Here is a 24,285-nt window from a genome sequence, read left to right as displayed (position 1 = left end):
ACACTTGCGGACACTGGGCCCCGGCTTTCGCCGGGGTAGTCGGAGTGGGAGACATCCTGTCGGCGAATTCACCTGACAGCTTTGCCACCGCATGGCCTCATCCCGAGAGTCGGGGAGACTATTCATGGCCACGTTCGATCCCGCCGCCGAGACGGCGCGCTATCTCGCCACCTTGCCGCCGGAGGCCCACGCCAAGGCCACGGCCTACACGCAAGGCGGCCACTGGCTGATCCTCTGGGGGACGCTGATCTCCCTGGCCGTGGTCTTCATCCTGCTGCGCACCGGCGTCCTCGCCCGCCTGCGCACGCGGATCGAGGCGCGCAAGCGCCGCCCCTGGCTGGCCGCCCTGCTCGTCGTGTTTGCCGCCCAGCTGATCACCGCCGTCCTGACCCTGCCCTGGTCGATCTACACCAGCTGGTGGCGGGAGAAGTCCTACGGCCTGACCAGCCAGCCCTTCGCCGGATGGCTGACCGAATGGGCCATCTCATCGACCATCGGCCTGGTCATTGGCTCGGTCCTGCTGATGCTGTTCTACGCCCTGCTGCGGGCCGCCCCGCGCACCTGGTGGATCTGGGGCGCCGGCCTGTCGGCGCTCACCGGCGCCCTGCTGATCCTGGCCTCGCCGATCCTCATCGAGCCGATCTTCAACGACTACAAGCCCGCTCCGCCCGGGCCGGTGCGCGACACCGTCGTCGAGATGGCCACCGCCAACGGCATCTCGCCGGACCGCATCTTCGTCTACGACGGCTCAAAGCAGTCCAACCGCTACACCGCCAACGTCTCGGGCCTGTTCGGCTCGGCCCGGGTGGCGATGAGCGACACCATGTTCAAGGCCGGCGCCGACATCGCCGAGGTACGCGGCGTCGTCGGTCACGAGATGGGCCACTACGCCCGCAACCACATCCTCTGGCAGCTGGGGCTGATGATCCCGCTGCTGGTGCTGGCCTTCTGGCTGGTCGACCGGCTGTTCCCGCTGGCCAGCCGGCTGCCGGGGGCCGGCGACGTGCGCGGCATCAGCGATCCGGCCGGCTATCCGGTCTTCACCGCCATCCTGGTGGTGCTGGGCCTGCTGGGCACGCCGATCGTCAACACGCTGATCCGCACGGCCGAGGTCGATGCCGACAACTACAGCCTCGAGGTCGCCCGCGAGCCGGACGGCCTGGCCAAGGCCCTGGTCAAGACCATCGAGTACCGGGCCGCGACGCCCGGCAAGCTGGAGGAGATCCTGTTCTACGACCACCCTTCGGTCGGCTGGCGGGTGCGCAACGCCATGGACTGGAAGGCGACCCACCCGCCCGCCAAGCCCTGATCTTCAGGCCTCGCGCAGCGGCACGATCATGTGGTTGTCGAAGTTGAACACCGCCTGCGGCACGAACGGCACGGCGACCGTGTAGCTGTAGGTCCAGCTGATCCGCGCCACCGGCGTGCCGCCGTCCAGCGTCTGGTTGGTGAGGGTCAGGTTCAGGTCCTCGATCCGGGCCACCTTCAGCCGGCCCGACACCGCCGTTCTCAGCTGCGTCTGGCTGGTGTGCGGATCGACCAGCAAGAGCCGGCTGCAGCGCTCGATCGCATGGCGCACGTCGCTGCCGACATATAGGGCCCAGCCATAGTTGAAGATGCCGAAGATCAGGGCGCAGAACACCGGCAGCACCAGGGCCAGCTCGACAGCCGCCGCGCCGGACTCCGGGCCTCGCCGTGGCCGCCGGATCATCGGGTGCGGACCAGTTCGCTGGTGGCCAGCGTCTGCTGACCGGTCGGGCCGGTCATGGTGTGGGTGGCGCTGATCTGGGTGAAGTACTGCGGATAGCTGCTGTCGCTGCAGACCGTCGTGCACGCATGGCGGACGGCGGCGCAGGTGCAGAACTCCTCGACCGTGACGTCGGCGCCCTCGCTGCGGTTGGGCCAGGCCTCCAGCACCACGGCGCGGACGGCCGCCGGGTTGGCCCCGCTGGTCATCAGGGCCTGGGCCCCGGCGTTGACGGCCTTGTGCATGGCGTGGCGGTTGTAGACCACACCGCCCACCTGGCTGAGGCCGAGCACCACCCCGATCAGGACGGGGGCGATGAGGCCGAACTCGACGGCGGCGCCGCCGGACTGGTCGCCACGGAGGCGTTGGAGAAGGTTGCGCATGGTCCTACCCCACCAGGCTGATCAGACCGCCGGCGACGATGGGCCGAAGGCCCAGGGCGCTGCAGTCGACGGCGACGGTCGTGCTGCCCGACCAGCTGATGGTCTTGGCGACCACCTGGGTGCAGCCGTTCTGGCCGGAGAAGTTGCCCAGATAGCTGACCTGCTGCTTGGGGAAGTAGAGGGCGCCGGTCATCTGGGAGTCGGCCGTGCCGTTGAAGGTGTTGCCGACGTCGCTGTTGGACCGTGAGCCCATGAACAGCACGCCGCGATAGTCGCCCGTGGTCGGGGCCGACAGGTTGAGGGTGGCGTTGCCGTTGATGTCGACATTGGCGTTATTGGCCAGATAGATGGTCACGCCCGTGCCGTTGATGTTGGCGTTGGCGTTGATCCGCAGGGTGCCGCCGGAGATGACATAGACGCCCGGCGCCAGGTTGACCGTGTTCTTGAGGGTCAGGCCATTGCAATAGCGTCCGGGGTCGAGGTTGCGGCCCGAGCCGTTCTTGCAGGCGCCGCTGTCTGAGGGTTCGGGCACCGAGCGGAAGGGATCGGCGGCCGGCGGGGCCTCGGTCACCACCGCGCCGCAGGCCAGGTTGAAGGCGGCGGTCACATCGGCCCCGCCGACCGACACGGCGCAGGGGGCGTTGACCACCGACGAGCCCTGCGAATGCACCGCGTCGCTGGCCAGGGAGTTGGCCATGACCACGCAGCCGGTGAAGTTGGCGGTGGTGTTGCCGGCGAAGTTGATGGCCTGCGAGGCGGCCCGGTCGAGGGCCAGGATGCAGGTGTCGGAGGCGACGGCGTAGGCGGCGGTCGACTTGGCCTGCACCAGCATCGGGGTGCTGGTGAACATGGCCGAGAACAGTCGCTGTTCGGTCCGCTCGAGCAGCACCGAGACGGCGTTCTCGTTGGCGCTGCCGTTGACGGTCGCCGGAGTGGTCATCTGGATCTGGTCGACGCTGACGGCGAAGCCGTTGGACTGGGCGGCGGCCTGGGCGGCGGCCAGCATCTGGTCCGTCGTCGAGCCCGACCGCAGCTCGGCGGCGGCGGCGTAGGCGGCGGCGTCGGCGGCCTGCTGCATGCGGGTGGTGTCGTAGAACCAGTAGCCGGCCTCGACCCCGAACCCGGCGCCGGCCGTGACCATGGACACGGTCAGCGCCGCCATGATGCCGACATTGCCGCGCGCGTCTTTACGGAAGCCTCGCATCCTTCGCCCCCCATACAGGCTCTTGGAGAAGCCTGGAGTGTGGGCCAACGCGGTTTAGGGCGCGTTCTCAAAGGTGATGAAGGCGACGTTTGCCGTAATTTGCGTCGTCAGCGTGCGGAGCGCGGCGGGTTCGCTTTCCGCGAATTTCCTTGTGCCAGCGGGGCTCGCGACTAGGCCTGCGGCGGATAGGCGCGGGTGCGCCCGGCCGGGTCCTCGACCACGCCTTCACCCAGGTAGCCCGGCCCGATCGGGACCTTGCCGTGGCCGTCGGGGATGTCGAGGATGTAGGTTGGCTGGCACAGCCCGCTGTAGGCGCCGCGCAGGGCCCGCATCACCGCCTGGCCCTCTTCGATGCTGGTGCGCAGGTGGCCGGTGCCGGGGGCCAGGTCGGCGTGGTGCAGGTAGTAGGGCTTGATCCGCGTCTCGACGAAGGCTCGCATCAGGGCGCCGAGCGTCTCGGGATCGTCGTTGACGCCCTTCAGCAGCACCGTCTGGCTGACCATGGCGATACCGCCGTCGACCAGCCGGGCGCAGGCGGCGCGGGCGGCGGCGGTCATCTCGCGGGGGTGGTTGGCGTGCAGGGCGATCCAGGTCGTCTTGCCGGCGCCGCGCAGGGCGGCGACGAGCTCTTCGGTGACCGCCTCGGGCGTGACCACGGGAATGCGGGTGTGGAAGCGGACGATCTTCACATGCGGGATGGCGGCGAGCCGGTCCATCGTCTCGCGCAGCCGGCGCGGCGCCAGAACCAGCGGATCGCCGCCGGTGACGATGACCTCCCAGATGTCCGGCCGCTGGGCGATGTAGGCCATCGCCGCGTCCAGCTGACCGGAGCTCATGTTGCCGTGCCCCTCGGGCCCGACCATCTCGCGCCGGAAGCAGAACCGGCAGTAGACGGCGCAGGTGTGGGTCAGCTTCAAGAGCACCCGGTCGGGATAGCGGTGGACGACGCCGTGAACCGGGGAGTGGGCCTCATCGCCGATCGGATCGGCCCGCTCCAGCGGGTCGAGCGTCAGCTCCTCCTCGCGGGGCAGGAACTGGGCGGCGATGGGGTCGGCGGCATCGGTCGCGTCGATCAGGTCGGCCATGCCCGGCGTGATGGCCACCGCATAGCGCGCCGCCACCGCCTCCAGGGCCGGCAGCCGCTCAGGCGCGATCAGGCCGGCGTCGGCGAGTTCTGCGGGGGTGCGGAGGGTCTTCACGGGCGGCATATGGCGCCCATTCCCCCCAATGTCATCCTCCGGGCTCGCGAAGCGAGAACCGGGGGACCCATGGTCGGTCCGGAAGGACTCCCGGCAGTCTTCACGCGGAAGGTTGGGTCCCCCGGTTCGCCCTGCGGGCGCCCGGAGGATGACAGCATGGGTGAGGGCTTACGGAACTGGCGTCCACTGCACCTGCTCGATGCAGGCCGCCCCGGTGGCCAGCATGACCAGTCGGTCAAAGCCCAGCGCCGAGCCGCAGGCCTCAGGCATCACCGCCAACGCCGCCAGCAGGTCCTCGTCGATGGGATAGCGTTCGCCGTAGACCCGGGCCTTCTCGTCCATCTCGGCCTCGAACCGGCGCCGCTGCTCGGCGGCGTCGGTCAGCTCCCCAAAGGCGTTGGCCAGCTCGACGCCGCAGGCATAGAGCTCGAACCGCTCGGCGACGCGCGGGTCAGCCGCCTTGGGCCGCGCCAGCGCCGCCTCGCTGATCGGGTATTCACAGAGGATCGTCGCCCGGCCGACGCCGAGGTTGGGTTCGACCTTCTCGACCAGCAGCCGGCTGAAGATGTCCGCCCAGGTATCGTCGTCGGCGATGCGGACGCCCGTCACCCTGGCTTGGGCCGCGAGGCCATCGCGGTCGGTCGAGCCGTCCGCCGACACCGTCGCCAGCAGGTCGACGCCGGCAAATCGCTCCAAGGCCTCGGCGACCGTCAGCCGCTCCGGCTCGGCGAGCGGATCGACCTCCAGGCCCCGAAAGGCGAACCGCCGCGTCCCCGCCGTCTCCGCCGCCAGCGCCAGCAGGCCGGCGCAGTCGTCCATCAGTTGCTCGTAGGGCTCGCCCGTGCGGTACCACTCCAGCATCGTGAACTCGGGACTGTGCAGCGGTCCCCGCTCGCGATTGCGCCACACCCGGGCGAGGTCGAAGATCCTGGTCTCCCCCGCCGCCAGCAGCTTCTTGGCGGCGAACTCCGGCGAGGTGTGCAGGTAGAGGGTGGCCCGCTCGCCGCCCGTGGTGATGGCCTCGGTGGCGAACCCATGCAGGTGCGCCTCGTTGCCCGGCGAGACGTTCAGCGCCGCCGCCTCGACCTCGGTGAACCCCCGCTCGCCGAACCATCCGCGCACGGCGGCCGTGATCCGGTTGCGCGCCATCAGGAACGGCCGGCGGTCGGCGTGGCGGTCCTTGTCCCACCAGGGGGAGGGGAGGGTCATCTGTCGCTCCGGCCCGACACTGGCGGAATTGCTCGGGACCCTATAGAGACCGGCCCCAACAGGTTTCAACGGAATCGAGCCCCCCATCTTAGAGATGGCGCGCCGTTCCCGCTCACGAGGATACCATGCCCAAGGTTGCCGCCAGCTCGCTGCGCAAAGGTTCGGTCGTCGACGTCGACGGCAAGCTCTACGTCGTTCTCAGCATCGAGAACATCCACCCCGGCAAGGGCACCCCGGTGACCCAGCTGGACATGCGCCGCATCACCGACGGGGTGAAGGTCTCCGAACGCTACCGCACCACCGAACAGGTCGAGCGCGCCTTCGTCGACGAGCGCGAGCACACCTTCCTGTACCAGGACGGCGAGGGCTACCACTTCATGAACCCCGAGACCTTCGACCAGTACGTGGTCTCGGTGGACACCGTCGGCGACAAGGGCATCTGGCTGGTCGAGGGCATGGCGGTCTACCTGTCCCTGCATGAGGGCGTGCCGCTGGCCATCGAGCTGCCGGCCCGCGCCACCTACGAGATCGTCGACACCGAGCCGGCCATGAAGGGCCAGACCGCCTCCTCGTCCTACAAGCCGGCCACCCTGACCAACGGCGCCCGGATCATGATCCCGCCCTACATCGCCTCGGGCACCCGCGTCGTCGTGCTGCTGGAAGACGGCAGCTATTACGAGCGCGCCAAGGACTAAGCGGCTCTGGCTGCTTGACGCACAATTGTAAAACATCCATCCTCCCGCCAACAAGCGCGGGGGATGTGATGGCGTGGCGTAAGGGTTGGCTGGGACTGGTCGGGCTGGTCCTGGCGTTCGGCGTCGGCAATGCGGCGCCCGCCGCCGACGCTCCGAAACCGTTGAACCCCCAGCTCTCCGCCGAGAAGTTCGGCGTCAAGGGCGAGAACGCCGACCTGCGCATCGCCCAGATGGACATCGACGTCCAGATCGTCGGCGCCGCGGCCGTAACAACCGTCACGGCCCGCTTCGAGAACCCCGGCTCGGCGCCGCTGGAAGGCGACTTCACCCTCGACCTGCCGGCCGGCTCGCAGATCATCGGCTACGCTCTCGACGTCAATGGCCAGCTGCGGCCCGGCGTCCTGGTCGGCCAGCGCAAGGCCCAGCAGGCCTATGAGGCGACGGTCCGGCGGGGCGTCGATCCGGGCCTGGCCCAGGTCACCCGCAACAACGCCTTCCGCACCCACGTCTACCCGATCTTTCCGGGCCGCGGCCGCACCATCCAGCTGAAGTTCGCCACCCCGCTGTCGGCCGACCGGCCCTATGTGCTGCCGCTGGTCACCGGCAAGCCGCTCGGCGAGGGCAAGATTGAGGTGACCGCCCGTGGCGTGGAACCGCCGCAGGTCACCTTCCCGGGCGCCAAGGCCGTGGTCATCGCCGTCGACAAAGGCGGGCGCATGCAGGTCGGCACGACCTGGAAGGACGAGATCCTGGACGGCGCCCTGACCATCGCCGCCGGCCGGCCGACCAGCGCCATGACCCTCACCCACCACAGCTCGGGCGACGACTTCTTCGACATCGTTGACAGCGCGCCGGCCCCCAAGGCCGCCGAGCCGCCGCGCAGCGTGCGCGTCTACTGGGACCGCTCGCTGTCGCGCCGCGACGACGACTTGGCCCGCGAGACCGACCTGCTGGCCCGCTACCTGGGCGAGGCCCGTCCGGCCAGCATCGAGCTGGTGACCTTCGCCAGCGACGCCCCCAGCCGCCAGACCTTCACCTCGGCCGCCCAGGTCGAGACCGCCCTGAAGGCCGTCCGCTACGGCGGCGCCACCTCGCTTTCCAGCGTGCTGGAGCGGTCCGAGCCGGCCGCCGACGTCTGCCTGCTGTTCACCGACGGCCGCATCACCCTGGACGCCTGGAAGGCCCAGCGGCTGCGCTGCACCCTGGTCGCCATCTCCACCGCCCCCGATGCCCACCCGGCCCGGCTGTCGGCCCTGGCCCGGCGGTCGGACGGCTTCCACATCGACCTGGCCGGCGCCGATCCGGCCGTGGCGGTGAAGCGGCTGTCCAGCCTGCGCCGCGTCGTCGAGGACATCACCGACGCCTCTGGCGAGCCCCTCGAGGCGGTCGTGCTGCAGGACGAGGGCGGCGCCTTCCGTGTCGTCGGCCTGGCGGAACCCTCCGGCGAGGTGCTGGTCCGCCTGCGCGGCGGCGGTGAGCCCCGCCGCTACGCCCGCGCCATGGGCGGCATCGCCGACCACGACGCAGCCGGCGCCTTCTGGGGCGCCCGCGCCGTCGCCGACGCCGACCTCAACGACAAGCCCGACCAGGACAGACTGGTCGCCCTGGCCCGCCGCTACAGCGTCGCCACCCCAGCCGCCTCCTTCATCGTCCTGGAAACCATCAACGACTACGCCCAGGCCGGCATCGATCCGCCGGAGTCGCTGGGCAAGGACCAGCTGGCCCAGTACCGGGCCATCGTCGACGGCAAGGCCGCCATGGAGGCGGGCCGCAAGGCCGCGCGCCTCGAACAGGTAATCGGTCAGTGGGACGCCCAGAAGGCCTGGTGGAAGACCGACTTCAAGGCGCCGCCGAAACTTGAGAGGCCAAAGCCGCTGCCGCGGATTCCCACCCCGGCCGAGGCGCGGCGGAATGGTCAGCTCTCTCCGGTCCCGCCGCCGCCGCCCGAACCCCCACCGGCGGCCGAAGATCGGGGCGAGGTCGGCGAGATGTTGATCACTGGTTCGCGCCTCAATCGCAGCGAGGCAGGCGCCAGCGCCCCCATCACGGTGGTCACCGCCGAGCAATCCTCGATCGAGGGTGTGGTCGACACCGGCGGGACCGCCGTCGTCCGGCGCCCGACGCCGCCGCCCGCCCGCAAGGCCATCGCCATCGAGGTGGAAGCCTGGAACCCCGACCGGCCCTATCTGCAGGCCCTCGACGCGTCCGGCGCCGACTTCGACAAGACCTACGCCGAGCAGCAGGCCAAGCACGGCGACCTGCCGGCCTTCTACCTCGATGTCGCCGAGTGGCTATTTCGCAAGGACCGCAAGGCGCAGGCTATCCAGATGGCCCTGAGCGCCCTCGACATGCCGCAGGCCAACACCGCCACCCTTATCATCGTCGCCGACCGGATGATGCGCTACGGCGACACCGCCCGGGGCCTGTGGCTCTACGACCGCATCGCCTGGATGGAGCCCGACCGGCCGCAGCCGCATCGCAACCTGGCCCTGGCCCTGATCGCGGCGGCCGAACAGCCCGGCGTCTCGCCGACCCTGCGCAAGGCCCGCTACGAGCAGGCCGGCGAGCTCCTCAACAAGGTGATCACCACCCCCTGGAGCGAGGCCTACAACGGGATCGAGGTCATCTCGCTGATGGAGGCCAACGCCCTCATTCCGAAGCTTAAGGCCCTCGGCGGCAAGTCACCGCTCGACCCCCGCCTCGTCGCCCTGCTGGATGTCGACATCCGGGTGGTGCTGGAGTGGAACACCGACGCCTCGGACATGGACCTGTGGGTCGCCGAGCCGAGCGGCGAGACCGCCAAGTACAGCTCCCCCAAGACCGCCATCGGCGGCCGCATGTCCGACGACATGACCGCCGGCTTCGGGCCCGAGGAGTACCTGCTGCGCAAGTCGCCGAACGGCCAGTACGAGATTCGCGTCCACGTCTATCGGCCAGACACCCTCGATCCCAACGGCGCCACCACCGTCCGGGCCCTGCTGTTCAGAAGTTACGGCCGGCCCGACCAGTCCGTCGAGCGGATGGAGATCGACCTGGCCGGCGCCAAGGAGGGCGGGCCGCGGCTGGTCGGCAAGTTCAGGGTCGGGCCGAAGCCGGCGAAGAAGCCGGCCGAGGAGGAGTAGACCCTACCGCGGCTGCATCCGGATGGCCCCGTCCAGCCGCACGTCCTCGCCGTTCATGTAGCCGTTGGTGATCATGAGATGGGCCAGGGCGGCGTACTCCTCCGGCCGGCCTAGCCGCTTGGGGAAGGGCACCGAGGCAGACAGGGCGGACTTCACATGCTCCGGCGCGCGGCCCAGCAGCGGGGTGTCGAAGATACCCGGCAGGATGGTGTTGCACCGGATGCCCTCGCTGGAAAGGTCGCGGGCCACCGTCAGGGTCAGGCCGACGATGCCGGCCTTCGACGCCGTATAGGCCACCTGACCGATCTGGCCGTCCTCGGCCGCCACCGAGGCAGTGTTGACGATGGCGCCCCGGTCGCCGTCTTCCAGCGGCTCAAGGGTCAGCATGCCGGCGGCGCTGCGAGTGATGCAGCGGAAGGTGGCGATCAGGTTGATCTGCAGGATGCGCTCGAAGTTCTCGAGCGGATATTCCTTGATCTCGCGGGTTTCCCTGTCGCGGCTGACGGTCTTGGCGCCGCCGCCGACCCCGGCGCAGTTGACCAGGATGCGCTCCTGGCCGTGGGCGGCGCGCGCCTTGGCGAAGGCTTCCGTCACTTGGCCGTCGTCCGCGACGTTGACCTGGCAGAAGGCGCCGCCGATCTCTTCCGCCAGCGCCTCGCCGAGCTCGGCGTTGAGGTCGAAGATCGCCACCCGGACGCCGTCGGCGGCCAGGCGGCGGGCGGTGGCGGCGCCGAGGCCCGAGGCCCCGCCGGTAACCACGGCGGCGATGGAGGAATCGAGGTTCATGGCGCGTCTCCTGAGATGTGGAGACGCTGTTGGCATAGGCGAAACCGTCCGTCGACCATGACCCAGCGGCGCCTTGCGGTGGAAAACGGCGCGGAGCGTGGCCGCGCCGGCGCCGCGGATCGCCCCCTCCGGAAGGTCAATGCGGCCCCAAATCCCCGCCTCGCCCCTCCGAACGATCCGTCGCTCGGCGCCGCGGCAATGCGCGGCCACACCCGTCACGGCGGGTTCGCCGATGCCGTGATGCGCCGACGTTACCAGCAAGTACGGGCGGCGCGATCCCCATTTGCGGTATGGTGTATTGTCGCGGCCGGGATGGTGAATCCATTCCCCGCCTCAGGCGTTGAGGCAGGATGGAGGACGCCGCCGTGCCAGATCGCTCGTTCATGGTCCACACCGCCGACGACAGTCGCGACGCCGGCCACACCGTGCGCGCCGAGAGCGTCGAGGACGCCGCCTTCGCCTTCGTCGATCGCTGGTATCCCCCGGCCGACGCCTTGGGCGATGTGGTGCTGATGATCACGGACTGCGAGAACGGCCGCCGCGAATGCCTGCGCCTCGATCTGTCGGACGGAACGGCGGCGCCCTGCGACTGAAACGGGGACACATTGAATTTGCTCGCAAATTCAATGTGTCCCCACTTCCCGATGATCGGGGACGGATTGCGCCACGCCCAGGCTTCCGCCAACTTGGCATCCAGGGGGGAGCGTCATGTCGGGACAGCGTCTGATCGTCGTCGAGGATGAAGCGCCGCTGCGCGAACTCTACGCGCGGGCGCTGGAACAGGCCGGCTATGCCGTGCGTACGGCCGGCGGGGCCCAGGCCTGCCGCCACCTCTTGCGTGAAGCGCCGGCCGACTGCCTGCTGCTCGACATCGGCCTGCCCGACCTCGACGGCCTGTCGCTGGCCGCCGAGTTCACCGACACCCCGGACCTCGGCCTGATCATCGTCTCCCGCCGCGATGCGCCCGAAGACCGCATCGCCGCACTCGAACTGGGCTGCGACGACTACATCACCAAGCCGGTGCATCTGGGCGAGCTCTGCGCCCGGGTGCTGGCCGTGCTGCGCCGGCGCAGCCCCCGCCGCAAGCTGGCGCTGGGTCCGTTCCGCATGGACGCCGAAGCCCACGCCCTCAGCGCCGACGGCGCCGACATCCCCCTGACCCGCGGCGAGTTCGCCATCCTCGCCCTGCTGGTCGCGGCCGGGGGCAAGGTGGTGGCCCGCGAGGCCCTGTTCGAACGCATCAGCCGCAAGCCCGACGAGGGCGACCTGCGCACCGTCGACATCCTGGTCAGCCGCATTCGCCGCAAGACCGCCGAGGTGGCCGGCGGCGAGCGGCTGATCGTCACCGCCCCGGGCTTCGGCTACCGCACCGGGCTCGAAGCGGTCGAATGCTAGCGGCGGCAAACCTTGGCCCCTCGAACCTGGGGCGGGAGGCCGAGCGCCATCGGCTGATGGTCGCCCTGGCCGATCCCGCCGTCCGCCTGATCGTGCTACGCGGCGAGGCCGGGGCCGGCAAGACCGCCCTGGCCCGCGAGGCCATGCAGGCCGTCGCCGAGCAGGAAGCGCTGGTCGCGCTCGGCAAGCACGCCGAGGGCGAGACCGGGGCGCGCGCCGCCGGCCAGGCCCTGGCCCGGCTGCTGGACCAGGCGCTGGAACAGCTGCACGATCCTGAAGCCGGGCTGTCTTCGCTGCGCGCCGCCCTGGGCCCCGCCGCCGGCGTGCTGGCCGCCCTCGATCCGGCCTTTGGAACAGATGAGACCCCGTCCGGCGCTCCGCTGACCTCGGAAGCCGCCGCTGAGCGGCTGGCCTATGCGGCGATCCGCTTCCTGCGCTGGGTCGGAGGTCTTGGTCTGCCGATCCTGCTGGTGCTTGACGACTGGGGCCGGGCGCGGGGGCAGGCGGCCATCCTCTACGAGCGGCTGGCCCGGGAACCCGACCTGCCGGGCGTCACCCTGATCGCCACCGAACGCAGCGGCGAGGAATCGGCGACGACCGGCGACGTCACCCTCGATCTCGGCCCGCTGCCGCGCGAGGCGCTGCACGCCATCGCCGCCGCCCGGCTGGACGGCGACGCCGTCACCGCCTCGGCCGTGCTGGCCCTCTGGCCGGGGCCGGTGACGCCGCTGGCGCTGATCCAGGGCCTCGCCGCCCTGACCGAGGCCGGGGCGCTGGTCCGCGCGGCCGGCGGCTGGCGGTTCGATCGGGCCGCCGGGGCCGCGGCTCTCGGCCAGGACGCCGCCCAGCTGCTGCTCGGCCGTATCGTCGGAACCGCGCCGGACCTGCGCCGCCTGCTGGACGCGGTCGCCGTCTATGGTGACGCCGCGCCACGGGCGGGGCTCGAGGCGGTCTGCGATCTCGGTGAAGGCTTCGCCCCGGCCCTGGCGGCCCTCACCGCCGAGGGCCTGCTGGAGCCGGCCGGCGGTCAGGTCCGCCTGCGCCACGACACCATCCGCGCCGCCGTCCTCGATGGCCTCGCCAAGCCGGCGCGCCGCCATCTGGCGGGGCTCTGGGCCGAACAGCTGCGTCGTACGGCCGGCGCCGACCAGGAGGCGATGCTGCGCCTGCGGCTGGAGGCGGGGGCGGCCGGCGTCAGCCCCGACTGGGCTCCGCTGTTCACCGCCGGAGCCGCTGCCGCCCGCGCCACCGGGGCCGCCGCCCAGGCCCGCGCCTTCGCCGCCGCCGCTCTCAAGCTGGAGGAGGCGGCGCACAAACAGACCTACGCCGCCGTCCGCGAGGCCGGTCTCGCCGCCGTGCAGGACGGCGACCTGGCGGCCGGCCGGGAGCTGGCGGCGCTGATGGACCAGCGGGCCGGCGACGACGCCCAGCGGCTGGAGGCGGCCGAGACCGCCGTCTTCGCCGCCCGGCTGTCGGGCGACCACGCCGCTGCCTTCCAGATCGGCCGCGACGCCGTCCGCCGTTTCGGCCTGTCGGCCCCGGACCGCGCCTCCCTGCCGGCCATCCTGGCGGCGCTCCTCGCCCTGCGCCTGACCTCCGACGCGCCGGCCCGCGCGGCCCCCCGGCAAGGGGCCGCCGCCCACCGGCTGCTCAACACCGTCGGGGCCATCGCCTTCGAGCGCGACCCGGGGATCGCGGTGATCATGGCCGCCCGCTCGGCCATTCACCCGGCCTTGCGCGGCGGCCCCTTCGCGGCCGGCCTGCGCTGCATGCTGTCCTGCCTGACCGGCGACTGGAAGGCCGCCAGCCGCTGGGGCGAGGCGACCTTCGCCCGGCTGGACAACGAGGACCCGTTGCGAGCCGCCGCCATGCAGCTGGCCCTGCAGTTCGGCCTCGGCCTGACCATCGACGCCACCCGCCAGATGGCCGAGGCCGAGCGGCTGCAGGCCATGGCCCTCGGCGAAGGCGACCTCGGCGTCGCCGCCTACGCCAATCGCGACCGAGCCCTGGCCTCGATGCGCATGCCGATCACCCTGGCCGCCCACCGCAAGGTGCTTAGCCAGTGCAAGGCCAACGCCGCGCGCTTCCAGGACCAGGCCACCGAACCGCTGATCGACGCCCTGGCCCAGATGGCCCTGAACCTGGCCGAGGGCGGCCCCGAACCCTGGCGCCTGGCCGGCGAGGTGTTCGACAGCCCGGCCTTCGAGCAATCCTGCGGCCCCGACCTCGAGCGCGTCGCCATGGCCTGCATGACCTTCGAGGCGCTGCTGGCCAATGCCTACGGCGCCTGGGAGACCACCCTGTCGGTCTGGACCCGCATGGGGCCCCGCTTCGACAGCCTCAAGCACCATCCGGTCACCGCCATCTGGGCCTTCCACTGCGGCCTGGCGCGGGCCCGGCTCGGCATGCCGATACGACGCTGGGAGACTTTCGTCGTCGACCGCTGCGCCCGCTTCAACCCCGTCTCCTACGCCCACCGGGCCTTGGCCCTGAAGGCCGAGGGCCAGCTGCGCAAGGGCCAGGCCGGTCCCGCCATGCGCACCTACGAGGCCGCCGTGGTCGCGGCCGCCCAGTCGGGGTTTCCACTGGAACAGGGCGTGGTCGCCGTCGCCGCCCGCGCGGCCGCCCTGCAGGCCGGCCGCCCCGACCTGGCGACGCGTTTCGCCGCCGCCGAACAGACCGCCTGGCGAACGCTCGGCGCCCACGCCATGCTGAAGGACGCCGAACCTTCGTTGGCGCCGCAAGAACGCCCCGACGCCCCACCCTCCGAAGCCTTGGCGAAGGAGGGCGATCGCGCCAGCCGCGCCAAGACCCGCCTGCTGGCCGGCGCGGCGCACGAGCTGCGCACCCCGATGCAGGGCATCCAGGGCCTGCTCGACCTGGCCGCCGACGATCCCGCCACCCTCGATGTCGACCGCCTGCGCGAGGCCTTTGGCTCCCTGAGCGCCGTGGTCGACGACCTCACCGAACTGGGCGCCGTCGAGGCCGAGCGGGTGGCCATCGTCGAGGCGGCCTTTCGGCCGGTGCGGCTGGCTCAGATCGAGCTTCAGCTGGCCGCCCCTGACGCCACCCGACGGGGCCGCGCGCTCCGCCTGGAGACCGAGGGCGACATCGCCTCCGACGCCCTCGGCGACGCCGGGCGCATTGGCCAGATCGTCCGCAACCTGCTGACCAACGCGCTACGCTATGGCGACGGCGAGACCGTCCTGCGTGTCACCGCCGGCGACGACCTCCTCTTCGAGGTGCTCGACCACGGCCCCGGCCTGACCGCCGCCGACCAGACCCGCCTGTTCCAGCCCTTCGTGCGCGGCGACGCCTCCGACCGGGCGGAGGGCACGGGTCTGGGCCTCTCGCTGTCCCGCCGTCTCGCCCGCCGCATGGGCGGCGACCTGACCGGCGACAACCGGCCGGACGGCGGCGCCGTTTTCCGCCTCAGTCTCCCCCTGCGCCGGCCCGAGGAACCCACGATGCTGCGGAGCCTCGGCGAGGCCGGACGACCGCTGCGCATCCTGCTGGCCGAGGACACCGAACTGTCGCGCGACACCCTCTGCCGCCTGCTGCAGCGCCAGGGCCATGCGGTGACCGCCGTCGAGGACGGCGAGGCGGCGCTGGCCGCTGCCCGGGCGACCCATTTCGACCTCCTCATCATGGACGTCCGCATGCCCGGCCTCGACGGCCCGCAGGCGCTGGCCCTGCTGCGCGGGGAGGGGATGACCACACCGGCCCTGATGCTCAGCGCCTCGGTCGACGAACCCCTGGCCCGCCGCCTGGCCGGGCTGGAGCCGGTGCGCCTGGCCCGCAAGCCCCTGACGGCGGTCCAGCTGGCGCGCCTGGCCAGCGATTTCGCCGCGCCGGACGGGGTCGACGCGGTGCTCGGCGAGGAGGCGGAGGCCATGCGGGCCAAGGTCGACGGCGTCCTGCGCCAACGGGCCGCGGAGGTGCTCGACTGGCGGACCGCCGGCTTCGGCCCGGCCCGCGAGGCGGCCCACGCGGCCGCCGGCCTCGCCGCCCAGTTCGGTCTCGCCGACCGGGAGGCGGCCTTCGCGGCGGCGGAGCGGGCCGCCGCCGATCTGGACGAAACAGCTATGGCCACGGCCTGCGAGGCCTTGCGCGAACTCGCCTAGAGGCCCGCCAGCACCGCTTCCAGCCGCGCGACCAGCCCCTCCGGCATGGCTCCGTCCTTCAGGCCCGCCTCCAGCTGGTCCAGCACCCCCGCCGCCTCCGCCAGACCGAATTGCGCCGCCAGCCCGGCCAGCCGGTGGGCTTCCCGCGCCAGGGCCGGGTCCGGCCCTGCGGCGACGGCGGCCAGCAGGTCCCGGCCGCGCGCCACCACCTCGACCTGCGCCTCTTCGCCCAGCCTGCTGAGCTCAGCCTCGTAACGCGCCTCCCGCGCCGCCGGCTGCGCGCCCTGGCCCAGGCTTTCGGCGATGGCGGCCCGCAGTTCCGGCGCGGCGACCGGCTTGAACAGCACCTTGGCCGCCCCCGCCGCCAGCGCCGCCTCGACCCGGTCGGGCGCCGTCGAGCCGGTCAGCACGATGACCGGCGGGCCGTGGCCGTCGCCGCAATGGGTATGCAGCGCCGCGATCACCTCCAGCCCGTCGCCGTCCGGCAGGCCGAGGTCGAGCAGGATGAGGTCCAGCGGCTCCCGGCAGAAGTCGATGGCCTGGCGGACCGTCGCCGCCTCGACCACCATGTGGCCGTCGCGGCGCAGCACGGCGGCGAAGCTGCGGCGGATCAGGGCCACATCGTCGACGATCATCACCCGCAGCGGCGCGATCAGCGGACTGACCGGCTCGGCCGGCGTCTCGGCGCTGACCGGGGCGGGGAAGCTGAAGCTGAAACGGGCCCCGCCTTCCGGCCGGTTGTCGACCTCCAGCCTGCCGCCCAGCCGCTCGGCGATCCGCCGCGAGATGGTCAGGCCCAGGCCCAGACCCCCCGGCTCCTCGCGCCCGCCGCGATCGAAGGGCTCGAAGATCAGGGTCTTCTGGGCTTCGCTGACGCCGGCCCCGGTGTCCTCGACGGTGATCAGCGCGTCCGTCCCCCGCATCGACAGCCTGACGGCCACCTGGCCGGCCTCGACATACTTCACCGCATTGCTCAGCAGGTTGCGCAGCACCTGCCGCACTCGCGCCCCATCGGTGACCAGCGAGGCGGGCAGGGCGGGGTCGAGGCTGAGCTCCAGCCCCAGCCCCCGGGCGGCGGCGGCCGGCCCGACCAGTCCCAGCTCGGTCCGCGCCAGCACCGCCAGGTCGACCGGTCCCAGCCGCAGCACGGCGTCGCCGCCGGCCTGGGCCCCCAGGTCGGTCAGGTCGTCGACCACCTCCCGCAGGCTGCCGAAGGCGTCGCGCAGGCCGGCCAGGTCGACGGCGCCGGGATCGTCGGCCGCCAGTTCCAGCAGGGTCTGGATGCTCTGCATCGGCGTGCGCAGTTCATGGCTGACATCGGCCAGGAAGCGCATCTTGGCGCGGTCGGCCTTCTGGGCCAGGGCCGCCTGGCTCTCGGCCGCCGCCAGCCGGGTGCGCACGGCCTCGGTGGTCGGTTCGTCGTCGCGGGCCTCGGGGGGCAGCTTGCTGCGCGCCCCCCAGGCCGCCCAGGTCGCCTGCGCCAGCCGGGCGAAGCGCTCGGCCGCCTGGTCGTCGCCCAGCGTCCGGGCGGCGTCGGCGGCGCATTCGGCGGCCACGCCGGCGTCGAGCTGGAAGCCCGACTGCCGGTGCGCCTCGACCGCCTGGCCATAGCGGCCGACAGCCGTCGGCCGGCCCTGGCCGCGCAGGGCCTCGGCCTCCAGGGTCAGCAGCTTGGCCCGGTGGTCGCGCGGGTTCAGCCGGGCCGCCGTCTTCAGGTAGCGGATATCGCCCGGCCGGGCCGGCAGACCCAGTTTCAGCCGGGCCAGGTTCTCGTAGTAGCGCCAGGTGGCGCCGCCGGGGTGCGAACTCCAGGCGCCGCGCCGGGGCCGCATCTCCTCGGTGAAGCGGCGGATTTCCGGCCAGTCGCCCTCCAGCGCCAGCATCTCGATGCGGACGATGGGAATGGCCACCGACACCGGCGCCCGGCTGTCCGCCGCCAGGGCGGCGGACGAGCCGTCCATCACCCGCCGGATGGTGTCGGTCATGGCGGTCAGCCCGGCGATGATGGTCGGATCGCCCAGCCGGCCGGCGGTCTCCTCGGCGTCGGCGAACTGCGCGATCAGCTCGTCCAGGTTCGGGCAGACCCGCCACAGCAGCAGGATGCGGTTGCGCACGGCATAGCCCGCCGCCACCAGGTCGCCCTCGGCCAGGGCCAGGTCGTAGGCCGTCTGGCAGTAGGCCGGCATCTCGGCCAGCGGCCGGCTCCAGATGGCGCCGAAGAAGGCCGCCAGATAGGTCGAGTGACCGCGCACCACCCGTCCCCTGGGCAGCTCGGCCAGGGCCCGCTCGCCCAGCCGCGCGGCCAGCCGGAAATCGCCAAGGCAGGCGGCGAGGAAGGCGTCGCCGGAGATCCAGGAGGGGTCGTGCGGCCCCCGGATGTGCACCGGCACCGAGGTCTTCAGGGCGACCAGCACGGCCAGCCCGGGATCGCGCTCGAAGGCCACCCCGCCGGCGGTGTGGCTCATGCGGCTGAGCGAGTCGGTCGGGTAGGGGCCGCCGTCGCCCGCCCGGCTGGGCCGCAGCCGCAGCCACAGCCGCCAGACCAGCGACGCCGTCAGGATCCGCAGCCGCCCCGGGCCCGCCGGCAGGCGGACGCCAAAGGCGCGCAGGCCGGCCTTGGCCATGGCCCAGGCGGCGTCCGCGTCGCCGCTCAGCCGCAGGGCGTTGATGGCCAGGTCGTAGGCGTCGGCCCTGGCGTCCGCCCCGCTGGCCAGCGACAGCAGCAGGTCGGCCCGCTCGGCCACCGCCCCGGGGTCGCGCCGGGCGCCGGCCGCCAGCGCCGCTTCCTTGACCAGCACGGCGTCCAGGTCGCGGTCCGCCGATCGCGCCCGCGACCTCAGGGCCCAGGCGGCCTCGGCGAACAGCACCGACGAGCGGGTGTCGGCCACGCCCCGGGCCTCCCGCGCCCCGACGGCGAACGCGTCCCGCCAGGCGTCCGGCGCCGCCCCGTCCAGCCCGCCCCTCAGCCGCAGGTGCAGCACCGACTTGCCGATCGTGCTCCAGCGATCGCCGGCCTGCCGCAGCAGGGCCTCGGCCATGCCGGCGGCGAGCGCGATGCAGGCCTCCGGTCCCGCCGCCTCCAGGCTGCTGGCCCGCAGGCGGTCGTGCAGGAAGCCGATCTCGTCGCCGATCCGCCGCACGATGCCGCCGGCCGCCAGGCGCGCGATCCGGCTGTCGGCCTGCGCCGGCGACAGCCCCAGGGCCAGGGCCAGCACCGCCACCTCGGCCTGGTCGCCCCAGAGGGCCAGGGCCAGCCCCAGGTCGCGCGCCTCGGGCGGCAGGTCGCGGCTGCGGCGGACCATGGTGGCGGTCAGGTCGCCGCGGTCGATGGCGGCGGCCCGGGCGTCGTCCACCCGCCAGCCTTCGCCCTCACGGACCAGCGCCTTCGCCTCCGACAGCGCCCGGGCGTTCTCCAGCAGCGCCAGCGGCAGGCCGGCCCCGGCCTCGCCCAGCCAGCGCAGGGCGGCCTCGGCGCTGGCCTCGTCGCCCAGGCTGCGGGCCAGCAGGGCCTGCCGCGCCTCGGGCGCCAGGGGCTCCAGGTCGATGGCCAGCACGTCCAGCCTGGGCGCCTCGGGGGCCGGGGCCGGCGCGTCCCGCTCGGCCAGCACCAGGGTGAACAGCGGCCGGCGGTCGTCCCGGGCCAGGGCGGCGGCCAGGGCCAGCACCTCGCTGGGGGCCCGCTGCCAGTCGTCGATGAACAGCACCACCGGCGCGCCGAAGCCGCTCAGCCAGTCGACCACCCGCATCGCCGCGTCGGCCAGCCGCGCGGCGCTCGCCTGGGCGGTGATCGGGGTCTGCCCGGCCGGCGACGGATCGCCCGGACTGCCCGGCGCCTGAAAGCCGCTGCGCGACAACAGATCGAACCCCGGCCCGACAGCCCGCCGCAGGGACTCGATCCCGGCATGCGGGTCGTAGAGCAGGTCCAGCGCCTGGTCGACGGCCTGCGACAGCGCCGCCAGGATCGGCAGGAAGCCGTTGCGCACCTCGGCCTCGGCGTACTTGCCGGCCCCGAACAGCGCCCCCGGGCCCAACTCGGCCGCCACCGCCATGACCAGCGCCGTCTTGCCGACGCCGGACACCCCGCGGATGACCACCGCCGCCCGGCTCGGATCCTGGATCGCCGCCTTCAGCCGCGCCTTCTCCCGGTCGCGGCCGACCAGGGCGGGGGGCGGATCGCCGTCGCCGGCCAACTCAGAGCGCCTCGGCCGTCTTGGTCAGGCGATAGCCGAACCCCGGCGCGGTGGCGATCAGCCCCTCGTCGCCGCCCACCGCCAGCTTGCGCCGCAGCCGGCTGACCAGCACGTCGACGGTGCGCAGGTCGGCCTCCTCGGGCCGGCGGCTGACGACCTGCAACAGATGCTCGCGGGTGACGATCTTGCCCTCGGCCTCGATCAGCCGGCTCAGCACGTCATACTCGCCGCGCGTCAGCCCGGCGTTGCTCTCGCCCGCCGTCACCGTCCGCGCCTTCAGATCGACCGTCCAGCCGGCCAGCCGCTTGCGGCCGTCCTGCAACAGGCCCCGGCGGCGCATGACGCTGCGGATCCGCGCCGCCAGCTCGCCATAGTGGATCGGCTTGACCAGATAGTCGTCGGCCCCGGTGTCCAGCGCCTGGATGCGGGCCTCGTGGCTGGCCTCGCGGGTCGCCACGATCAGGCCTGTGTCCCCCGCCGCCCGCAGCTCGCGGGCCAGGGTCAGGCCATCGACGCCCGGCAGGCCCAGATCGAGAATGATGACATCGGCCCGCACGCTTTCCAGCACCGCCCGGCAGGTGACCGCATCGGCCGCCTCGGAGACCGAGAACCCCTCCTGGCGCAGCGCCAGCGCGATGGCCCGACGGGTCAGCACCTCGTCCTCGACCACCACGACGCGCAAGCGGGCTTCTCCCCTCAAGGTTAGGGGCGACCATACGCCCGCCGCCGGCCGCTTCGAAAGCGCCGTCTCAAGGAAATCGACCGGCCGTTCACACGCGGTTTACAGCCCGGCCGCCCGCCGCCTCGAGACCCCGCATTTGCCATGCCGCCCCCCACGGCCCATGGTGCCCCGCGTCTGGTCTTCCTGGACGCGCCCAGGAGTCCGCCCATGGCCGCCCGTTCCGCCTTCGCCCTGACCGCCCCCACCATGCCCGTCTTCGCCATCGCCGTGGTGCTGGCCATCGTCGCCCTGGTCGCCCACTACGGCGGCGTCGCCATCCCCTGGGTCAGCGGCCACGTCATCGAAACCCTGGCCGCCGCCTTCGCCCTGCTGACCGCCGGGGTCGTGCTCCGCGGGCTCTGAGGTTTCGGGGCGGGGCAATGACCACAGCCGCCCCGCCGGCGAACCATAATCCGGGGACACTATATAGATTTTGACAGTCTCGCCCGCCTCCGCCACCCTCCCGTCATGGCCAGGATTTCCCGCGTCGTCGTCCCCGGCGTCCCGCACCACGTCACTCAGCGCGGCAACCGCCGGCTGCCGACCTTCTTCGGTGACGACGACTACCGCGCCTATCGCGAACTGCTCGCCGAGGGCTGCAAGGCGGCGAACGTCGACGTCCTCGCCTGGTGCCTGATGCCCAACCACGTGCATCTGGTCCTGACCCCGACATCGGAGGACGGCCTGCGGGCCGCCCTCGCCGACGCCCACCGCCGCTACTCCCGACGGATCAATCAGCGCGAGGGCTGGACCGGCTATCTCTGGCAGGGCCGTTTCGCCTCGGCGCCGATGGACGAGCGCCACCTGCTGGCCGCCTGCCGTTATGTCGAGCTGAACCCCGTGCGGGCCCGGCTCGTCGCCGCGCCGCGAGACTGGGCCTGGTCCAGCGCCCGGGCCCATCTGGACGCCAGGCCGGACGGCGTCGTCTCCATCGGCCCGATGCTGACCCGCATGCCGGACTGGGCCGGCTTCCTCGCCGCCGGCCTGCCCGACGCCGACCACCAGGCCCTCCGCGCCGCCGAACGCACCGGCCGTCCGCTGGGCTCGAAGGCCTTCATCGCCGAGATCGAAAACCGCTCCGGCCGCTCCTTCGAACCGGGCAAGCCCGGCCGGCCACGTCGCGCCCTCGACTGAAGGCGGAAGCCGCCCCGCCAGCGAACCATAATCCGGGGACACTATATAGATTTTCGCCGTGCTTCCGGCCGCCGCCGCATCGAAAATCTATATAGTGTCCCCGGATTATGCGGCGCTGCCGGTGGAAGCGGGAGCCGTTACGCGGCGCCCTTCGCCGCCCCCGTCACTCAAACACACTCCCCCCCTCCGCAAACTCCGGCAGCCCCCACCCACTGTTCACCCCCGGCTCCCAAACCGACCCACACTCCGCAAACTCCGGCAACGGCCGCCAGTGCGCCACCGGCGGCGTCAGCCGGTCAACCGCCCGCCCGATCAGCGACAGGCAGTCCACCTCGTCGTCATACCGCCCCGTCGGAAACGCCACGCACTCGTCGACAAAACAGTCGCCGTCGCCGTCGTCGCGCACATGGACCTGCCCCTCGCGCACCAGGGCCTGGGCGCTCCGCGCCCGGGTCACCTTGTCTTGGCCCGAGCTCAGCCACTCCAGAACACAGCTCAGCCGCCGCGCCCGAAGCTTGGCGACCAGCATCGGCTCCACCGCCCGCTGGATCACCCCGGCCTCGCCGAACCAGCGCCGGATGCCGCCGCCGGCCCGGCGGAAGTCGGCGATCAGGTCGCACTGGCGTTCGATCCACTGGTCGCTGCTGGTCTGGCCGCCCCAGCTGGCCACCCGCCACAGGTTCAGCGCCTCGTCGACGCCCCACACCGTCAGCCGCGTGAAGTCGCCGCCGCCGTCGGTCACCGCATAGTCGCTGGTCCCGTAATAGCGCAGCGCCCTGGGCAGCTCATGGTCCTGGAACCGCCGGAACCACCCCCGCTCGAAATAGCTGCCCTCCTCGGGCCGCGGCCGCTGCTGGTAGAGGGCGTTCCAGGTGCGCGGGTTCAGCCGGAACTGCGGCCAGTGGTCGGCCTCCCAGTACTCGGGCCACAGATAATCCCCCACCGCCCGCCCCAGCGGATCGTCCGCCCGCTCGGCCTGGGCCGGGATGCTGACCACCTCCCAGGTCTCGCCGTCGCGGCACAGCACCGGTCCCGAGCGCCCGTCATAGTCGGCCGGCAGCAGGCTCCCGGCCAGGTCGTCCTCGTGCCAGCGGGTCTGGATCAGCACGATCCGCCCGCCGCTCTTCAGCCGGGTGCGCACCGTGTCGTCGAACTCCTCCCGCGTCCGGCGCCGCACCAGCGGGCTGTCGGCCTCGGCCCGGCCCTTGACCGGGTCGTCGATGACGATCAGGTCGGCCCGGTTGCCGGTGATCCCGGCCAGCATCCCGGCCCCCATCCATTCGCCGCCGTTGCTCAAGGCCCAGTCGACGGCGCTGGCCCGGCCCTTCTCCGGGGTGACCCCGAACAGCGACTGGAACACCGGCTGGCGCGTCACGCTCCGGGCCTTGCGGCCGCGCCGCCCGGCCAGGGCGGTGGCGTAGGTCACCACCAGCACGCTGCGGTTCTCAGCCCGGGCCAGGAACCAGGGGGTGAACACATCCACCGCATAGGTCGACTTGGCCGACCCCGGCGGCATGAAGCCCATCAGCCGCCGGATCTCGCCGCGCTCGACGGCTTCGAGCTTCTCGAGCCACAGCCTGTGGTGGGCGGCCAGCTTCAGGCTCCGCCCCGGCCCGGCCCCGGGGATGTCGATCAGCTTGCAGAAGGCGGTCAGGCCGCCCTTCTCGGCCCGCACGCGCCGGCGGGCGAAATCGTTGATCGCCGGGGCAGGGGGCTGCGCCGCGACCGACGCCATCCCCGCCGCCTCGCAGGCGGCTCGCAATTCCTCCTGGTCCTTCGCCCACCCCTCGGCCAGGAATCGCTCCCATCGGCTTTCCGGAATTCCGTCGGTGCGCCAGTCCGAAACCGTCGACACGTGCAGACCCAGCGCCCGCCCGAGCTTGGTGACACCGCCTGCCTCATCGACGATCAGGGCCGCCGTGCGCCCGCCGCCGACCGGCGTCTGGGCCATTCGCTTCAAGGCCGCGGGTGAAGGGCCGTGGGCATGCTTCCGCACCCCCGCCGCCACGGCAGTCGCCTTGAGTTCCTCGTGGCTGGCCCAGCCCCGCGTGATGAAGACTGCCCACCGCCGGTCCGGAATTCCCGCGCCGCTCCAGGCCGAGACGGTATCCACCGGACAGCCGAACACCTCGGCGACGAGGGCCCGGCCACCGGCCTGCCGAATGATTTCCAGGGCCGAGCGGCGGCCGCCGGCTGGCGCCGGGGCAGGGGGCGTTATCGAAGCGGGCATGCTTATACTGTACAAAAAATACAGACCAACGGCAAGTGATTTCGCCTCTGGGCGCCCTTCTCCCCTCGCGGGAGAAGGTGTCGGCGAAGCCGACGGATGAGCAACTGTGTTTAGGCTTGGTAGTTTGGTTGCCAAGTCTGGCCGGT

Annotated in this window: 17 protein-coding genes; 8 read left to right on the top strand and 9 right to left on the bottom strand. The window is 72.3% G+C overall.

The features are described 5' to 3' along the window. Nucleotides 1-124 precede the first annotated feature (124 nt). Nucleotides 125-1,309, top strand: a complete 1,185-nt coding sequence (locus tag AC1RSK_RS20965) for a M48 family metallopeptidase (protein ID WP_492909630.1) — start codon at nucleotides 125-127, stop codon at nucleotides 1,307-1,309. Between the two features lie 3 nt (nucleotides 1,310-1,312). Here the strand turns inward: AC1RSK_RS20965 and AC1RSK_RS20960 are convergent, their stop codons facing one another. The 5 genes from AC1RSK_RS20960 to epmA all read right to left on the bottom strand — a co-directional run bounded on the left by AC1RSK_RS20960 (nucleotide 1,313) and on the right by epmA (nucleotide 5,742). Next, nucleotides 1,313-1,711, bottom strand: a complete 399-nt coding sequence (locus AC1RSK_RS20960) for a TadE/TadG family type IV pilus assembly protein (protein WP_492909629.1) — start codon at nucleotides 1,709-1,711, stop codon at nucleotides 1,313-1,315. Continuing rightward, complete coding sequence (locus AC1RSK_RS20955) at nucleotides 1,708-2,130, bottom strand: TadE/TadG family type IV pilus assembly protein (RefSeq protein ID WP_492909628.1); 423 nt, start codon at nucleotides 2,128-2,130, stop codon at nucleotides 1,708-1,710. Before AC1RSK_RS20955 ends, AC1RSK_RS20960 begins: the two co-directional genes overlap by 4 nt. A gap of 4 nt (nucleotides 2,131-2,134) precedes the next feature. Further along, nucleotides 2,135-3,334, bottom strand: a complete 1,200-nt coding sequence (locus tag AC1RSK_RS20950; RefSeq protein ID WP_492909627.1) for a pilus assembly protein TadG-related protein — start codon at nucleotides 3,332-3,334, stop codon at nucleotides 2,135-2,137. A 170-nt stretch (nucleotides 3,335-3,504) separates the two neighbouring features. Continuing rightward, nucleotides 3,505-4,542, bottom strand: a complete 1,038-nt coding sequence (locus tag AC1RSK_RS20945; RefSeq protein WP_492909626.1) for a lysine-2,3-aminomutase-like protein — start codon at nucleotides 4,540-4,542, stop codon at nucleotides 3,505-3,507. A gap of 159 nt (nucleotides 4,543-4,701) precedes the next feature. Beyond that, nucleotides 4,702-5,742: an EF-P lysine aminoacylase EpmA gene (gene epmA, locus AC1RSK_RS20940; protein WP_492909625.1), complete on the bottom strand. Its 1,041-nt coding sequence runs from the start codon at nucleotides 5,740-5,742 to the stop codon at nucleotides 4,702-4,704. Between the two features lie 125 nt (nucleotides 5,743-5,867). Between epmA and efp the strand changes: the two genes are divergently transcribed. Continuing rightward, a complete protein-coding gene (efp, locus tag AC1RSK_RS20935) occupies nucleotides 5,868-6,437 on the top strand; it encodes an elongation factor P (RefSeq protein ID WP_492909624.1) in 570 nt (189 codons plus the stop codon). A 68-nt stretch (nucleotides 6,438-6,505) separates the two neighbouring features. Next, complete coding sequence (locus AC1RSK_RS20930; RefSeq protein ID WP_492909623.1) at nucleotides 6,506-9,559, top strand: DUF2135 domain-containing protein; 3,054 nt, start codon at nucleotides 6,506-6,508, stop codon at nucleotides 9,557-9,559. Nucleotides 9,560-9,562: 3 nt separating this feature from the next. On the opposite strand, the gene AC1RSK_RS20925 is transcribed toward AC1RSK_RS20930, so the two are convergent. Then, complete coding sequence (locus tag AC1RSK_RS20925; RefSeq protein ID WP_492909622.1) at nucleotides 9,563-10,345, bottom strand: SDR family NAD(P)-dependent oxidoreductase; 783 nt, start codon at nucleotides 10,343-10,345, stop codon at nucleotides 9,563-9,565. Nucleotides 10,346-10,710: 365 nt separating this feature from the next. Here AC1RSK_RS20925 and AC1RSK_RS20920 point away from each other — a divergent pair, with 365 nt between their 5' ends. The 3 genes from AC1RSK_RS20920 to AC1RSK_RS20910 all read left to right on the top strand — a co-directional run bounded on the left by AC1RSK_RS20920 (nucleotide 10,711) and on the right by AC1RSK_RS20910 (nucleotide 15,864). Beyond that, entirely contained in the window at nucleotides 10,711-10,938 is a 228-nt protein-coding gene (locus tag AC1RSK_RS20920; RefSeq protein ID WP_492909621.1) for a DUF5961 family protein, read from the top strand. 115 nt (nucleotides 10,939-11,053) lie between these two features. Further along, complete coding sequence (locus tag AC1RSK_RS20915) at nucleotides 11,054-11,740, top strand: response regulator transcription factor (RefSeq protein ID WP_492909620.1); 687 nt, start codon at nucleotides 11,054-11,056, stop codon at nucleotides 11,738-11,740. Continuing rightward, nucleotides 11,734-15,864 (top strand): ATP-binding protein, encoded by a 4,131-nt coding sequence (locus AC1RSK_RS20910; protein ID WP_492909619.1) that lies wholly within the window; start codon nucleotides 11,734-11,736, stop codon nucleotides 15,862-15,864. The genes AC1RSK_RS20915 and AC1RSK_RS20910 overlap by 7 nt, the downstream gene beginning before the upstream one ends. Here AC1RSK_RS20910 and AC1RSK_RS20905 read toward each other — a convergent pair. Both AC1RSK_RS20905 and AC1RSK_RS20900 read right to left on the bottom strand, forming a co-directional pair. Further along, nucleotides 15,861-20,054 carry an ATP-binding protein gene (locus tag AC1RSK_RS20905; RefSeq protein WP_492909618.1) on the bottom strand — a complete coding sequence of 1,398 codons (4,194 nt, stop codon included), beginning with the start codon at nucleotides 20,052-20,054 and terminating at the stop codon, nucleotides 15,861-15,863. The two genes, AC1RSK_RS20910 and AC1RSK_RS20905, sit on opposite strands and share 4 nt — an antisense overlap. 1 nt (nucleotide 20,055) lies before the next feature. Continuing rightward, on the bottom strand, nucleotides 20,056-20,727 hold the full coding sequence (locus AC1RSK_RS20900; RefSeq protein ID WP_492909699.1) for a response regulator transcription factor: 672 nt from the start codon (nucleotides 20,725-20,727) through the stop codon (nucleotides 20,056-20,058). A 216-nt stretch (nucleotides 20,728-20,943) separates the two neighbouring features. Here AC1RSK_RS20900 and AC1RSK_RS20895 point away from each other — a divergent pair, with 216 nt between their 5' ends. Then, the gene (locus tag AC1RSK_RS20895) at nucleotides 20,944-21,138 is read left to right on the top strand and encodes a hypothetical protein (protein ID WP_492909617.1); all 195 of its coding nucleotides are present in this window, start codon (nucleotides 20,944-20,946) and stop codon (nucleotides 21,136-21,138) included. 105 nt (nucleotides 21,139-21,243) lie between these two features. Beyond that, a complete protein-coding gene (locus AC1RSK_RS20890; protein WP_492909616.1) occupies nucleotides 21,244-21,909 on the top strand; it encodes a transposase in 666 nt (221 codons plus the stop codon). Between the two features lie 163 nt (nucleotides 21,910-22,072). Here the strand turns inward: AC1RSK_RS20890 and AC1RSK_RS20885 are convergent, their stop codons facing one another. Beyond that, nucleotides 22,073-24,139, bottom strand: coding sequence for a hypothetical protein (locus AC1RSK_RS20885; RefSeq protein ID WP_492909615.1), 2,067 nt, complete (start codon nucleotides 24,137-24,139; stop codon nucleotides 22,073-22,075). Nucleotides 24,140-24,285 lie beyond the last annotated feature (146 nt).

The organism is Caulobacter sp. GW821-FHT11A05 (assembly GCF_058809015.1).
Note: the sequence above shows the minus strand (reverse complement) of the source record. Positions and strands in the feature narration are given on the sequence as shown.